We start from the raw sequence: 14880 nt of genomic DNA on the forward strand, positions 1-14880 counted from the left end.
AAAGAAAATTATTACACATATGACAACACTTTTATACTACGTGTTATCAACAATTGTTTTTTTTAATACATATTGTAAAAATTCACTAACATAATAGCATTATTAATCTGATTAATAAATACTTACATTAACCTTTGAGGTGTTTTTAACTTTAATTTATAAGCTCTATTTAATTATCATATAATATTATAGCGTATTTTTGCTTCTTTTTTTAAGGAATTTTCTTACTTTAATATAAGGATAGAAAGAATATAATCCAGGTTTTTTGGAATTAATGGCGGAGAATAATATTGTAGATATAAAAAGACTTGAGACATTACTATCATTTGATGTAATGGATACGCTTCCTGAATCTGTTTATGATGATATAACAGCTTTAGCAGCTTCTATTTGTAATACCCCAACAAGTCTTATTTCATTGGTTGATGACGAAAGACAGTTTTTTAAATCGCACCACGGTTTAGATGTGAAACAGACACCATTAGAAGTATCTTTTTGCAAACATGTTATCATTGATAACGAAGATTTATTGATTGTTGAAAACACTCATGAAGATGAACGATTTGCAAACAATTTATTGGTTACCGAGTACCCGAATATAGGATTCTATGCGGGAGCATCATTAACAACAACTCAAGGTCATCGTCTTGGCACATTGTGCGTAATTGATTACGAAGCAAAAAAACTTAGCCCTCAACAAATAGCTAGCCTAAAAACACTTGCCAACCAAGTAGTGCAATTACTAGAATTACGTAGATCTAAAAAAATAGAAGAAGGTCAAAGAAGAGACTTAGTCAGAAAAGGTAAACTGCTAGATAACATTGTTAAAGCTACCGGTATAGGTATTTGGGAACGTAACCTAAAGGAAGATGCAATAGTATTTAGCAGTAATGCCCTTGAATTATTAGGGATAAGCCACACTAAAGAAATACTAATTAAAATACGTAAATGGCTTACCTATGTTCATCCAGATGATTTAATAAAGGTTAAAGAAAGGTATTCTAATTGTTTTAAAATCAAATCCCAAGTATGTGAACTTCAATATAGAATGAAACATACGGACGGCCATTATATTTGGGTAAATGAATATGGAAAAGTGTTAACCTGGAATAATGAGAATGAGCCACTATTAATGTATGGTACTATTCAGGATATTACAGAAAAAGTAAATCACCGTGAAGAATTAGAAAGGCTTAAAAATAATCAAGAAGCCATGATTAATAGCACCAAAGATTTAATGTGGTCTATTGATTTAGATTTTAAATTAATTACAGCAAACTCTTCATTTCATAAATTAATAAAAAGAAATTTAGGCTTCAGCTACAAAGAAGGTGATTATACTTTTACCGAAACGTATGATGCAGAAACAAATAATAAATGGAAAGCTTATTTTAATAGAGCTTTAAAAGGAGAAACTTTTTCTATAAAACATAAATTTGAAGACCCCATAAAACATTGGATAACTTATGGTTTAACTTCTTTTAATCCTTTATTAGATTCAAAAGGAAAACAAATTGGAATTACATGTTTTTCAAAAGATATTACTTCAGAAGTATTGTCTCAACAAGTTTTATTGAGTGCAAAGGAAGAGATGGACAAAATCATGGAGGCTTCTTTGGATATCATATGTACTATGGATGAAGAAGGATACTTCTTAAGTATTAATAAGGCCTGTAAAAAAATATGGGGTTACGAACCAAAAGAATTGATCGGCACCCAATATATAGATTTGGTTTTTGAAGAAGATCAAAACGCAACTCAAGATTCGGCTTACTCGCTTTTAGCTGGTGAAAAAGAAACTAACTTCGAGAACAGATATGTACATAAAAATGGTACTCTAGTACCAATGCTTTGGTCATCTAATTGGGATGAAAAAGATTGTGTTTATTATTGTATTGCCCGGGATAATACAGAAAAGAAAAAAGCCGAATTACAACTAGAAAATAGTGAAAGGCGCTTTAAAACCTTAGTACAGGAAGGAACGGAACTAATTGCTATTTTTGACCAAGAGGCCAAGTTCATTTATGTAAGTCCTACTTCGAAAAATACAATAAAGATGTCACCCGAGGAACTGTTGGGCACCATAGCTTTCGACCATATACATTTAGACGACCACCAAGAAGTTTATACTCAATTCTTAGAAGTAGCGAATAAAAAACAAGTATACTTTAAACCTTTTAGATTTAAAAATGGCGAGGGCAAATGGCGATGGTTGGAAACCATAGCTACCAACCAAATCGATGAACCGTCCATAAATGGTATCGTAGTAAATACCCGTGATGTAACTGAAAAGAAAAAAGCGGAAGAACTACTTGAAAATAGCGAAAGGCGTTTTAAAACACTCGTGCAGGAAGGAAGTGATATTATCGGTATTATTAATAAACATGAAATATTTTCCTATGTAAGCCCTACATCCATAAAAACATTGCAAATATCCCCCGAAGAATTCATTGGTACTAATGTATTCGACTACGTACACCCTGACGATTACGAACGTATTCATTGTCAATTTATTAAGATTTTTGAAATACCACAAGTTACCATCGGTCCTTTTAGGTTTAAACATGGAAATGGTAGTTGGATATGGATGGAAACCATAGTGACCAACAAACTTGATGAGCCAACGATCAATGGTATAGTAGTGAATTCTAAAGATGTAACTACGAGAGTTCGACATATAAATGCAATTAAACTACAAAATGCGAGGCTTAAAGAAATAGCCTGGACACAATCGCATATTGTTCGTGCACCGGTTGCTAGGTTAATGGGATTAATTAATTTAATAAAAAACGAAAACGAAGGTTTACATTCAAATGAAAAAGAAGAGGTTTTAAATTTTATTTTTACCTCTGCAAACGAAATAGATACGGTCATTAGAGAAACCGTAGAGAAAACCGCTAGCGCAATAGATATAGAAGAATTTCAATGAATTACCAATTACTACTTATAGAAGACGATCCTATTTTTACATTTTTATTAGAAAAAGGAATAAAATCCGTTGAATTAAAAGGTGAAATATCTAATTTTTTAAATGGTCTAACTGCTATTGATCATTTAAAAAATGAGTTCTCCAGAGAAAATAATTATGTCATTTTTCTTGATTTAAATATGCCTGTAATGAATGGTTGGGAATTTATGGACGAATTTGAAAAGCTTGGCAATACAGACAATTGTTTGCTGTTTGTTTTAACATCATCTGCATACCAACAAGATTTAGATAAGTTAAAGAGTATGCCGTTAGTTACCGATTTTATCACAAAACCTATTACCGAATATAATTTAAAGGGTATAAAGGAAGTTGTTGAGAAAAAATTTGAGAAGTAGAAAAATAATTATAAATCTAGAAAATTAAAATCTCAATTCGCTATTGAATGCTTAGCTTCATTATCTTAGCTAAAATATATTTTATGCGCTATGTACTGTTATTTGTCTTCTTAGGACTTCAATCTATTCTATTATCAGCTCAAATTAACACTTACTCCATTTCATTTGAAAATGCCGTTCATCACGAAGCAATAATAACTGCCAATTTTAATTCGCTTTCGTCGGATACCTTATCACTAAGAATGAGCAGGACCTCACCTGGTCGCTATGCCTTACATGAATTTGCAAAGAATGTCTATAATTTAAAAGCAACCGATAGTAAAGGTTCCAATCTATCAATAACAAGAACTTCCCCATATGAGTGGAAAGTAAGTGGTCATGATGGTCAAGTAAATATCACCTATACTTTATTTGCCAATAGAGGTGATGGCACTTATTCCCAGATTGACGAGACACATGCTCACCTTAATATTCCAGCGACTTTTATGTATGCGCCAATATTGAGCGAAAGACCTATAGAAGTCAATTTTAAAAATAGAGATGATTTAAATTGGAAAGTAGCTACTCAATTGCCACATGTAAAAGATAATATGTATAGCGCTCCTAACCTTTACTATTTTATGGATAGCCCTACAGAGTTAAGTAACCATAAAGTGAGAGAATTTAATGTAGATAATCAAACTATAAAATTAGCATTACACGACCCAGGTACAGAAGAGGAAGCCAATACATACTTTGATAAAGTGAAGAAAGTAGTGCTTGCCGAAAAAGATGTATTTGGAGAATTACCGACTTTTGATTTTGGCTCTTATACTTTTTTAGCCTGCTATATACCCAATGCCTCCGGTGATGGAATGGAGCATCGTAATTCTACTATTTTAACCAGTACAAGGACTTTGGCGAATGGCGGTATGGAAAGCAATATAGGTACTGTATCTCATGAATTTTTTCATAGCTGGAATGTGGAGCGTATTAGACCAAAAACATTAGAGCCCTTTAATTTTGAAGAAGCAAATATGAGTGGCGCTCTTTGGTTTGCCGAAGGTTTTACTAGTTATTATACCAATTTAATTCTTTGTAGAGTAGGGCTAATTTCTACTGAAGATTATGTTGAAGGATTAACTGGAACTTTTAATTATGTTTGGAACTCCCCTGCCAGACAATTTTTTAATCCTATAGAAATGAGTTTTCAAGCTCCTTTTGTTGATGCAGCCACATCTGTAGACCCGGTAAATAGAGAGAATACTTTTATTTCATATTACTCCTATGGCAGTGTATTGGGGCTAGCTCTAGATTTATCTTTAAGACAAAAAGGGTTAAATCTAGATGACTTTATGAAACAGGTGTGGAATTCCTACGGAAAAACAGAAATACCATATACCATAGAAAATTTGAACGAATCTTTAAATTTGTATGCCGGCCAACAATTTGGTAATGATTTCTTCACCAACTTTATTCATAAAAGCGAAATGCCTAATTACAATGAACTTTTTAAAGAAGTTGGGGTAATCATATCTCAAGACGAACATGCCGCTTATTTCGGAGCTGCTGTATCCATAACGGACGATTTTAATGGTAAAATTCAAAGTAATACTAAAATTGGTAGTCCGGCATATATTGCTGGGTTAGATAAAGATGATGTTATTACTTCGATAAATGGAGATTCTTTCCCAAACGGAATTCAATTTGATACATTTATTAAAGATGAATTTAAACCAAAGGATATTCTTTTAATTACATTTTTAAGAGATGGTATAGAAAGAAAAACGGAAGTAACTTTAACATCTGACCCTAACTATTCAATTAGTTTAGAGGAGAAAAATGGAAAAGCACTTTCAAAAAAAATAGTAAAAGCACGTAAAGATTGGTTAAAAGTTGATTAAGTGAGTATCATCTACACAACAGCCAAAACAACCAATGAGTTGTTACAAATATTGTCCTTACAGGAAAGCAATTTAAAGTCGACTGTTACTGATTCAGAAATGGCTCAAGAAGGTTTCGTAACCGTGCATCATAATATAGATATATTAACCAGAATGAATGATGCCTGCGCACATATCATAGCTAAAGATAAAGATAAAGTCGTTGGTTATGCACTTTCAATGACCGATGATTTTAAGGACGAAATTTCAGTTTTAAGACCAATGTTTACTGAATTAGAGACCAACAATATTCGAAATTTTATTACTATGGGACAAATATGCGTTGCCAAAACCCATAGAAAGCAAGGAATATTTAGAGGATTATACGAAGCCATGAAAAAAGCCTCCTATCCAAAATATGATGCTATAATAACTGAAGTAGATGCAACTAATAGTCGTTCATTAGGAGCACATTACGCTATTGGTTTTGAAAAATTATATACCTATCATTCTTTAGGTCAAGATTGGGAATTAATTTCTTTGAAGACTATATAAAGTTAGTTTTCATAATTATCCAGTTTGTTTTTAATCCACCTATAATTATTTGGTACGGTTGCATCTAACAAGTTAACATGCAATACTTTAGCAACACTTTTTCCAAGAAGAAATACTTTTTCCTTATTTTCATTTTTATAAATATTAAAATGTCTGTTGCTTTGATACCATAGATTTACTTCATAGATAAAATTACCATCAACCAAAGGTTGTTTAAATACTGAAACATATTCTATTTCAGGTAATTCTTCCCATTTACCGAAATGTATGGGGCCGACACTATACTGAAGTTTATATTGTTTTTTATCCAAATCAAAAAGAACATCTTTTACTAATGAAAATGCTAAAGCACCTGGTAATAGGAAAATTATCACCTCAAAAGTGTTAATTCCTTTCTTTATTACTTCTGAATTAAATGCAATATCAAAATCAATTATTGCAAATAAAAGCAGAGATACAATCGCTGTATAATGAATTGCGGCAATTATCAACTGCCAAATAGGCCTATTACCTTCTGAAATTATAATGTTCTTTTTAGACACCACTACTTAAAACGACAAAAGCCATACATATAGTATGGCTTTTGATAAATTATAAGACTAGTCTTTAATCTGCTAGTACAATAACTTTATTATTCTTTAGTTCAATAGTTCCGCTAGAAATTTGTAAAACCGTATTTCCATCTGCATCTTTACTAAACCTAGAGGCATACTCCTTATCTAAAGCAATATTCCCCGAAACCTTCACCTTACCTTCTTGTAATAATGATACAATAGGCGCGTGATCTTTTAACATTTGAAACTCACCATTAATACCTGGTACAGTAACCGAAGTTACTTCTCCTGCAAATAAGGTTGCTTCTGGTGATACAATTTCTAAATACATATCTCTTTTAGTTATGAGTTATGAGTTATGAGTTATGAGTTTCAATTCTGAACTCTAAACTCTGAACTCTGAACTTAATTACGCTTCAGTCAACATTTTCTCACCTGCTTCTATAGCCTCTTCAATAGTACCTTTAAGGTTAAAAGCAGATTCTGGTAAGTGATCTAATTCGCCATCCATAATCATATTAAATCCTTTTATAGTGTCCTTAATATCAACTAAAACTCCTTTAAGACCTGTGAACTGTTCTGCAACGTGGAAAGGTTGCGACAAGAAACGTTGAACACGTCTTGCTCTACCAACGGCAGATTTATCTTCTTCAGATAGTTCTTCCATCCCTAAAATGGCAATAATATCTTGAAGTTCTTTATAGCGTTGTAAAAGCTCTTTTACTCTTTGAGCACAAGCATAGTGCTCTTTCCCTAATATTTCAGCTGTTAAAATTCTTGATGTAGAATCTAATGGATCTACCGCTGGGTAAATTCCAAGCTCAGCAATTTTACGAGACAATACTGTGGTAGCATCTAAGTGAGCAAACGTTGTCGCCGGTGCTGGATCCGTTAAATCATCCGCAGGAACGTAAACCGCCTGAACAGATGTAATAGAACCTCTTTTTGTTGATGTAATACGTTCTTGCATAGCACCCATCTCAGTTGCCAATGTTGGTTGGTAACCTACCGCAGATGGCATACGACCTAATAATGCCGACACCTCTGAACCTGCTTGTGTAAAACGGAAAATATTATCTACGAAGAAAAGTACATCTTTTCCTTGACCTTCACCTGCTCCATCACGGAAATACTCTGCAATAGTTAAACCAGAAAGTGCCACTCGTGCACGTGCTCCAGGTGGCTCGTTCATTTGACCAAAAACGAAAGTCGCTTTTGAACCTTTCATTGCCGCTTTATCTACTTTGGATAAATCCCATCCGCCTTCTTCCATAGAATGCATGAAATCATCACCATACTTAATAATACCAGATTCTAACATCTCACGAAGTAAATCATTTCCTTCACGAGTACGTTCTCCTACTCCAGCAAATACAGAAAGTCCACCATGACCTTTTGCAATGTTGTTAATCAATTCTTGAATCAATACTGTTTTACCTACACCAGCACCACCAAACAGACCAATTTTACCACCTTTTGCATAAGGCTCAATCAAATCGATTACTTTAATACCTGTGAACAAAACTTCTGTAGAAGTTGAAAGATCTTCAAATTTTGGAGCTTCTCTATGTATTGGAAGACCTGCTTTACCTGCCTTAGGTAAATTACCTAAACCATCAATAGCATCACCAATTACATTGAATAAACGACCATAAACATCATCACCTACCGGCATTTGAATCGCGCTACCTGTTGCAATTACATCTACACCTCTACTTAGACCATCGGTTGAATCCATTGAGATAGTTCTAACCGTATTTTCGCCAACATGAGATTGTACTTCTAATACTAAAATAGACTTATCCTTGTTTACAATTTCCAAAGAATCATAGATTCTAGGTAGATCAGCACCTGATTGAAATTCTACATCAACCACGGGTCCAATGATTTGCGAAACTTTACCTGTAACTTTTGACATTACTTTTATGTTTATGTATTACGTTTAATATAACCTTAAAAATGCTCTCATTTTCAGGCTGCAAAGATATGGTATTCAGTTTTAAAGAAAAATTGTTTTTTCGGTTTTTTACAAAAGTTAAAAGGTGCCTATTGAGCACCTTTTAATTCTTATTAATTAATCTTGTTTTATTGAAGTGCCGGAGAATAATTTGTTGGATAATCCCCTACGTTTAATAAGTTACCTGATGCCTCAAAATTTGAACCATAGGTTACATCAATTGCTTTCATAAATTCATTAGCCAATAAGGAATACCCCCTTGCCGTAGGATGCACCCCATCTAAAGAAAATGCACTACCCATGACCAAATTTGAGGTTAATGTAAAGTCGCCGCTAGTAATACCTCCATTTGCCAGTTGGTTTAACAAAGAATTTGCATCAACCAACGCTAATCCTGCTTGACTAGCAGCAGTTGCTATAATCTGATTAAATGCCGCGGTGGCTACTGCTATTTCTTCTTGCTCACTTGGCAAAAGCACCCACTTATCGGCTAATGGTATTGCAACACCATTTACAGATAAAGGATTGCCAGGAACCGCCAATGTCCCTATAAAACTTGAAGCCGGCAATACTAACAAATCAGCAGCTGTTGCTTGTCTAATTTGAGGTAGTGCAGCAAAAGCTGGATTGATTGCTCCTAAATTTGTTAACGTTTCATCTTCAATTACTACAGCATTCCCTGCACCTGCTACAAAACTAATTGTTCTAGCATCCACCTCTTCTTGTGTTAGCAGACCTGTACCTGCCAAAGCAGCGAATGCCGCTTGCAATCCACCATTATATGCAGCATAAGCTCCATTTACGGCAGCCGCTGTTGCTGCATCTAAAGGAACAGGATTATGCGGTACTGTTGTAAAATGTGGAATATCCACTACATTAGGAATATTCGCAACTACTCCCTTTGCGCCACCTGCTGTCAATGTAGCTATTAATGCCCCATAACTACCATCAAAACCAACACCTGGAACTCCCGATACTGGTGTAATAGGATTGGTGCCATCACCTCCCGATGTAGCGTATCCCAAGACATCATTATTTCCTATCCATAGCGAGAAAAAACTTGGCGCCTGACTTGCAGCCATTTGCAATACACTAATGTCCGGTGTAGAACCTGTCATCCTAACAAAGTACGGATTTGCAAGACCTAATTGTACATTAGAAATATTCCCATAACCTGGTGCTAACAAATGAAAGCTTTTTGCTCCAGGAACACCCAAATTATTAAAAGGACCAGTTGGATTGTTTAACGCAATATCTGTTGATACGGTTACGGAGCCTATAACTGACTCTAATGGAACAGGACCAGCGCCACCAAAAACTAATCTTGGGTCTTGAATTCTAGTACCTGCTAAAGCTAGTCCACCAAAATTATCACTTGTTAATGGCTGCACAAAATTACCGCCACCTACAAGACTAAATTTTTGCGATAACAAATTAGGCAATGATAAGGTTTGGCTAGCTTGAAATAATGCGCCATCTGTAAAACCCGCCGTTAAAGAATTACCTAAAGCTACGTAATTAGAAAAATCAGCTGATCCAGCACTTAATGCCGGAAGCTCTTCAGCCATTACTACAGGATTTAGGTCAACATCTATAGGGTCATTACAAGCTGTAAAAGCCAAGATACCCAAAGAAATGTATATATATTTTAAGTTTTTCATTTCAACTTTATATTTTAAAATTAGTTGTTAATTGTCCATGATAAGTAGTACATAGAGCCAATATATCCTGTACCAAATGCAGTATAGTACTCTTTACCAGTAAGGTTTGTACCTCCTAATTTAAATGAAGATTTAATGCTTGGCACTTCATAGTTAATTTGTGCATCAACTACATGAAATTCTGGAATTACACCATTTCCGAAAGTAGCCTCCCAAAAATAATCATCACTAAATCTATAAGAAACATTAAATCCGAAATTATTGAATAACTGCTCATTTCCAAAAGATGCTTTGAACTTATGTTCTGGAGTGTTGAAATTCAACATCACGTCCGGGTTTGCATCACGGTCAAAATCAAGTTTTGTATATGTATAACTACCGTCTAAATCAAAATTACCAAGCACCTTCATACTAAGTCCTAAAGAAGCTCCATATGAATTAACATTTGCATCGGTATTTGTATACGCACTATAGGCCTGAAAATCATTATTTGCAATTGCAGCAACCGATAGTGAGCCATCACCAACTGTACCGTAATAAGGCGCAACTACTACTTCTTGAGATATAAAGTCCTCATAGCTATTGTAGTAGGTGCTAAAATCGATTACCAATTTTTCAACTTTACCTCGATACCCTATTTCAAAAGAAGTAACTTTTTCAGGATTTATTATGTCTGGATTAGCTATTTCTAATACAGCAGGATTTCCAGTTTCACCTAATTCAGTTACTGATGCTAGAGTGTACGAATTGTTATATGCAACAGCCCCTGTTTGTGTAATTGTTGCAGGTTGACCTAGTAGTTGACCCCCTCCACTTACGTCTAAAGGAGCAGTAACATATCGATCTAAATTATCCGGCGCCGAACCAACTAAAATTGCTCTACCAGCATCTAAGCCAATAAATAAATCTTGAGTTGTAGGGTTTCTAAAGCCTGTTTGTGCCGAAGCTCTAATATTATGATTCCTGTTTAATGTAAAACCAGCTGACAACCTTGGAGAAAAGAACCCATCAAAAAATTCAGACTTATCGTATCGGATAGAACCTGTTAATTTTAAACTTTTTTCACCTTCGAACGGAAGTGATTTTTGAATTTGAGAATAAACCCCAAATTCCGAATAGTTAATTGCACCGTCATAATCTGTATATATAGTTCCAGCAGAATTTAGACTATATTCTCTAAAAGAACCACCTACTTGAATTTCTGCCCAATCAATCAAATGACTAAAATTATAGTTTCCATCTGCATGATAGTATTTTGACGCATCTTGAAATTTAGAACCAGTTGCTAAATTTGGATCATTTATACTTCTATTAAATGCAGCTTGAAATTCTGGTGTTCCAGGTAAAAACCTACCAGTTTCTGCTTGTGCTCTAGCTGCTGCATGAGCTTGAGCATCAGTTGCACCAGACAACGTTGCCGTTACATATGCACCGGTATATTCACCAAACCAAGTATTATCATCTTTCCAAGCTCTATTAATATTGATTCCAGTAAAAACCATATCATAAGAATTACCAGCTTTATCACCTACAACATATCCTCTAACAAAAAAATTGTCGTTCTTAATTTCTAACTTATGTTGTTCTTGAAAGAAACCTGCAATATTGTATCTATTAGTACCTTGATATATAGTATTACCCGTACCAACTTTACCTACATAAGAAAGTTCTAAACTATTATCTTCAATTGGCCTGTAGTATAATCCCCAATCTGCCTTAATACTTTCTGCATTATAATTGGTAAGGTCTCTTTCGTTATAGCCCGTTCTACTTACTATTTGAGAAGGAACCAAAGCATTAGCTCCAGCAGGTAAAACACCTAATCCTTCAAGAGTTAAAGCCACACCTTTAATATCGGTAGAAACCTCATCGCCATAAACGTTTATACCATCATAGTTTAAGTCTGCTCTTGTTCCACCGGGAGTTGTTTTGTCAACCTCACTGGTAGCAGCCCAATCCGTACCTTTTAAATAGCCGAAATTAACTTTAGCTGCAAATTTATCACTGAATTTATGTGCTGCTCTTATACCTACATCGGTATAGGAATTATCACCAGCAGATTCTTGTGAAGTTATCCCTTGCTTTATAGAAACGCTAATACCTTCGTAGTCAAATGGACTTTTACTACGCATAAATAAAATACCATTAAAGGCATTTGCCCCATATAGTGCTGATGATGCTCCAGGTAGTAATTCTACACTTAACACATCAGTCTCTACCATACCCACTAAGTTTCCTATTGGGAAGTTAAGTGCAGGTGTAGAGTTATCCATGCCATCTACCAACTGCATAAAACGTGTATTTGCAAAAGATGCAAAACCTCTAGTGTTGACAGATTTAAAAGTTAAACTGTTGGTGTTTACATCCACTCCTTTTAAGTTCTCCAATCCGCCATAAAAATCTGCCGCTGTCGTGTTCTTAATTTCAGAAAGACCTATTCTTTCTACCGTAACTGGAGATTCAAAAATACGTTCTGGGGTTCTAGAAGCTGAAATTACAACTTCATCTAAAAAAGTTTGTGACTCATTTAAAATTATAGTCAAAGTTTGATTATTGCCCGTAACAGATTGTGTATTACTGGTATACCCAATACTGGAAATCTCAATTTTAAATGGTGGAACTTCAGATGTTTCTAAATTGAAATTACCGTCAAAATCGGATACTGTTCCAATGGTTGTGCCAACGATAACGATATTGGCCCCGGGGATAGGCTCGTTGTTTTGGTCAACAACATTACCATTGATATTGGTTTGGGAAAACCCAAAAGTACCAATAGCCATCAATGCTAAAAGTAGTATTGCTCTCATTCTTAATTAAAGTTTAAAATTAGTTGGTGCTGAAGATACATATTATTTTATACGGATTATAGTAATTTGAAAAAAATTATGCATGCATAGTATTATTCTCATAATTATAGACCATAAAAACTGAGTTTTATGCAATACAAAAAGGGGGATGTAAACTTTTTTACATCCCCCTTTATTAATTTATATTAAATAATTACTCCACGGTAACCGATTTTGCTAAATTTCTTGGTTGATCTACATTACAACCTCTCATAACCGCAATATGGTAAGAAATTAGTTGTAAAGGAATCGTAGTTAATAATGGTGTTAAACTTTCTAAAGTCTCCGGCACTTCAATTACATGATCCGCCAAATCTCTTACTTGTTCATCGCCCTCCGTAACAATTGCAATAATTTTACCTTTTCTAGATTTTATTTCCTGGATATTACTAACCACTTTTTCGTAATGTCCTTTTTTAGTAGCTATTACAAAAACTGGCATATGCTCATCTATCAAAGCAATTGGACCATGTTTCATTTCTGCAGCAGGGTACCCTTCAGCATGAATATAACTAATTTCCTTTAACTTAAGAGCACCTTCCAGTGCAACAGGGAAATTATAACCTCTACCTAAATAAAGGCAATTAGTAGAATCTTTATAGACATCAGCAATTATTTCAATTAATGGGTTTGATTGTAATGCTATTTCTACTTTACTTGGAATTGTTGCCAATTCTGTTAAGTGTTCACGATATTTTGTTTCTGAAAAAACACCTTTTGCCTTTGCTAATCTTAAGGCCATTAAAGTTAAAACTGTAATTTGAGTTGTAAATGCTTTCGTTGAAGCCACTCCAATTTCAGGACCAGCATGAGTATAAGCACCAGCATCGGTTTCCCTAGCGATAGATGATCCAACCACATTACAAACCCCAAATACAAACGCTCCTCTTTCCTTTGCTAATTTTATTGCCGCCAAAGTATCTGCTGTTTCACCAGACTGTGAAATGGCTATAAGAATGTCTTTATCCGTTATAACGGGATTTCTATATCTAAACTCCGAAGCGTATTCTACTTCTACAGGGATTCTCGCTAAATCTTCAAATATATATTCTGCTACCAGACCTGCATGCCATGACGTTCCACAAGCCACAATAATAATTCTATTGGCATTTAGGAACTTTTCCATGTTCTGCTCAATCCCAGACATTTTAACTAAACCTTGTTCTGCTAATAAACGACCTCTGTATGTGTCTTTAATTGCTCTAGGTTGCTCATAAATTTCCTTTAACATAAAGTGATCATAACCACCTTTCTCAATTTCCTCAAGATTCATCTGCAATTCCAATATCCTAGGATAAGCAACGGCATCATCTTTAATTTTTCTAAGTTTTATTTCTTTACCCAACCTAATAATAGCCATTTCTTCATCTTCAAGATAAATTGCATTATTGGTGAATTCGATAAATGGAGAAGCATCCGATGCTATGAAAAACTCATTCTCACCAATACCTATAGCTAGAGGGCTACCTAATTTGGCGACAACAATTTCATCTGGTTTTTGCTTATCAAAAACAGCTATGGCATAAGCACCTACAACTTGATTAAGAGCAATCTGTACCGCTTTACCAAGCTTTACATTTTCAGTTTTCTTTACTTCCTCAATAAGATTAACCAATACTTCTGTATCAGTGTCCGAATGAAATATATAACCTCTTTTTGTTAATTCCTTTTTAATAGATTCATAGTTTTCTATGATTCCATTATGAATTATTACCAGTTCACCAGAATTTGAATAGTGTGGATGAGAGTTTACATCGTTTGGAACACCATGAGTTGCCCAACGTGTATGACCAATTCCGATACTTCCTTTTTGAGAAATTTCCTTAGCCTTATTCTTTAAATCTTCAACCTTTCCTTTAGTTTTAGAAAGATTAATTTGATTTCCATCAAATAATGCTATACCAGCACTATCGTAACCACGATATTCTAAACGTTGAAGACCTTTTATTATAATAGGAAAAGCTTCCCTATATCCTATATATCCAACTATTCCACACATAAATAAAACTATTTAATGATTTTATGATAATTTTCGCCTACAATATTAAAACATCGCTTAGAAATATTATCTCTGTTTAGGTTATACAACGTTAATAATCTATAAAGTGATATACCTAAACT

At 34.4% G+C, this 14880-nt stretch carries 10 protein-coding genes; 4 read left to right on the top strand and 6 right to left on the bottom strand.

Annotation, left to right across the window (positions count from 1 at the left end):
• Positions 1 to 274 precede the first annotated feature (274 nt).
• The 4 genes from BTR34_RS06975 (at position 275) to BTR34_RS06990 (ending at position 5741) form a co-directional block, all read left to right on the top strand.
• Entirely contained in the window at positions 275 to 2929 is a 2655-nt protein-coding gene (locus BTR34_RS06975; RefSeq protein WP_068485332.1) for a PAS domain S-box protein, read from the top strand.
• Positions 2926 to 3324 carry a response regulator gene (locus BTR34_RS06980; RefSeq protein WP_082960190.1) on the top strand — a complete coding sequence of 133 codons (399 nt, stop codon included), beginning with the start codon at positions 2926 to 2928 and terminating at the stop codon, positions 3322 to 3324. The genes BTR34_RS06975 and BTR34_RS06980 overlap by 4 nt, the downstream gene beginning before the upstream one ends.
• Positions 3325 to 3407: 83 nt before the next feature.
• Positions 3408 to 5207, top strand: coding sequence for a M61 family metallopeptidase (locus BTR34_RS06985; protein ID WP_068485334.1), 1800 nt, complete (start codon positions 3408 to 3410; stop codon positions 5205 to 5207).
• Positions 5208 to 5741, top strand: a complete 534-nt coding sequence (locus BTR34_RS06990; RefSeq protein WP_082960191.1) for a GNAT family N-acetyltransferase — start codon at positions 5208 to 5210, stop codon at positions 5739 to 5741.
• A gap of 2 nt (positions 5742 to 5743) precedes the next feature.
• On the opposite strand, the gene BTR34_RS06995 is transcribed toward BTR34_RS06990, so the two are convergent.
• The 6 genes from BTR34_RS06995 to glmS form a co-directional block, all read right to left on the bottom strand.
• Positions 5744 to 6283 carry a hypothetical protein gene (locus BTR34_RS06995; protein ID WP_068485335.1) on the bottom strand — a complete coding sequence of 180 codons (540 nt, stop codon included), beginning with the start codon at positions 6281 to 6283 and terminating at the stop codon, positions 5744 to 5746.
• A 64-nt stretch (positions 6284 to 6347) separates the two neighbouring features.
• On the bottom strand, positions 6348 to 6626 hold the full coding sequence (locus BTR34_RS07000; protein ID WP_068485336.1) for a F0F1 ATP synthase subunit epsilon: 279 nt from the start codon (positions 6624 to 6626) through the stop codon (positions 6348 to 6350).
• 78 nt (positions 6627 to 6704) lie between these two features.
• Complete coding sequence (gene atpD / locus BTR34_RS07005; RefSeq protein ID WP_068485337.1) at positions 6705 to 8213, bottom strand: F0F1 ATP synthase subunit beta; 1509 nt, start codon at positions 8211 to 8213, stop codon at positions 6705 to 6707.
• Between the two features lie 167 nt (positions 8214 to 8380).
• Entirely contained in the window at positions 8381 to 9913 is a 1533-nt protein-coding gene (locus BTR34_RS07010) for an SGNH/GDSL hydrolase family protein (protein WP_068485338.1), read from the bottom strand.
• 20 nt (positions 9914 to 9933) lie between these two features.
• The gene (locus BTR34_RS07015; protein WP_068485339.1) at positions 9934 to 12720 is read right to left on the bottom strand and encodes a TonB-dependent receptor; all 2787 of its coding nucleotides are present in this window, start codon (positions 12718 to 12720) and stop codon (positions 9934 to 9936) included.
• Between the two features lie 193 nt (positions 12721 to 12913).
• Positions 12914 to 14758: a glutamine--fructose-6-phosphate transaminase (isomerizing) gene (glmS, locus tag BTR34_RS07020; RefSeq protein WP_068485340.1), complete on the bottom strand. Its 1845-nt coding sequence runs from the start codon at positions 14756 to 14758 to the stop codon at positions 12914 to 12916.
• Positions 14759 to 14880: the final 122 nt, after the last annotated feature.

It is taken from the genome of Maribacter hydrothermalis (assembly GCF_001913155.1).
Lineage (GTDB): Bacteria > Bacteroidota > Bacteroidia > Flavobacteriales > Flavobacteriaceae > Maribacter > Maribacter hydrothermalis.

Bases quoted from the DNA above. Each gene is read 5' to 3' on its own strand.
- glmS (WP_068485340.1), bottom strand. From the start codon at position 14,758: ATGTGTGGAATAGTTGGATATATAGGATATAGGGAAGCTTTTCCTATT.
- atpD (WP_068485337.1), bottom strand. From the start codon at position 8,213: ATGTCAAAAGTTACAGGTAAAGTTTCGCAAATCATTGGACCCGTGGTT.
- BTR34_RS06985 (WP_068485334.1), top strand. From the start codon at position 3,408: ATGCGCTATGTACTGTTATTTGTCTTCTTAGGACTTCAATCTATTCTA.
- BTR34_RS06980 (WP_082960190.1), top strand. From the start codon at position 2,926: ATGAATTACCAATTACTACTTATAGAAGACGATCCTATTTTTACATTT.
- BTR34_RS07010 (WP_068485338.1), bottom strand. From the start codon at position 9,913: ATGAAAAACTTAAAATATATATACATTTCTTTGGGTATCTTGGCTTTT.
- BTR34_RS06975 (WP_068485332.1), top strand. From the start codon at position 275: ATGGCGGAGAATAATATTGTAGATATAAAAAGACTTGAGACATTACTA.
- BTR34_RS07000 (WP_068485336.1), bottom strand. From the start codon at position 6,626: ATGTATTTAGAAATTGTATCACCAGAAGCAACCTTATTTGCAGGAGAA.
- BTR34_RS07015 (WP_068485339.1), bottom strand. From the start codon at position 12,720: ATGAGAGCAATACTACTTTTAGCATTGATGGCTATTGGTACTTTTGGG.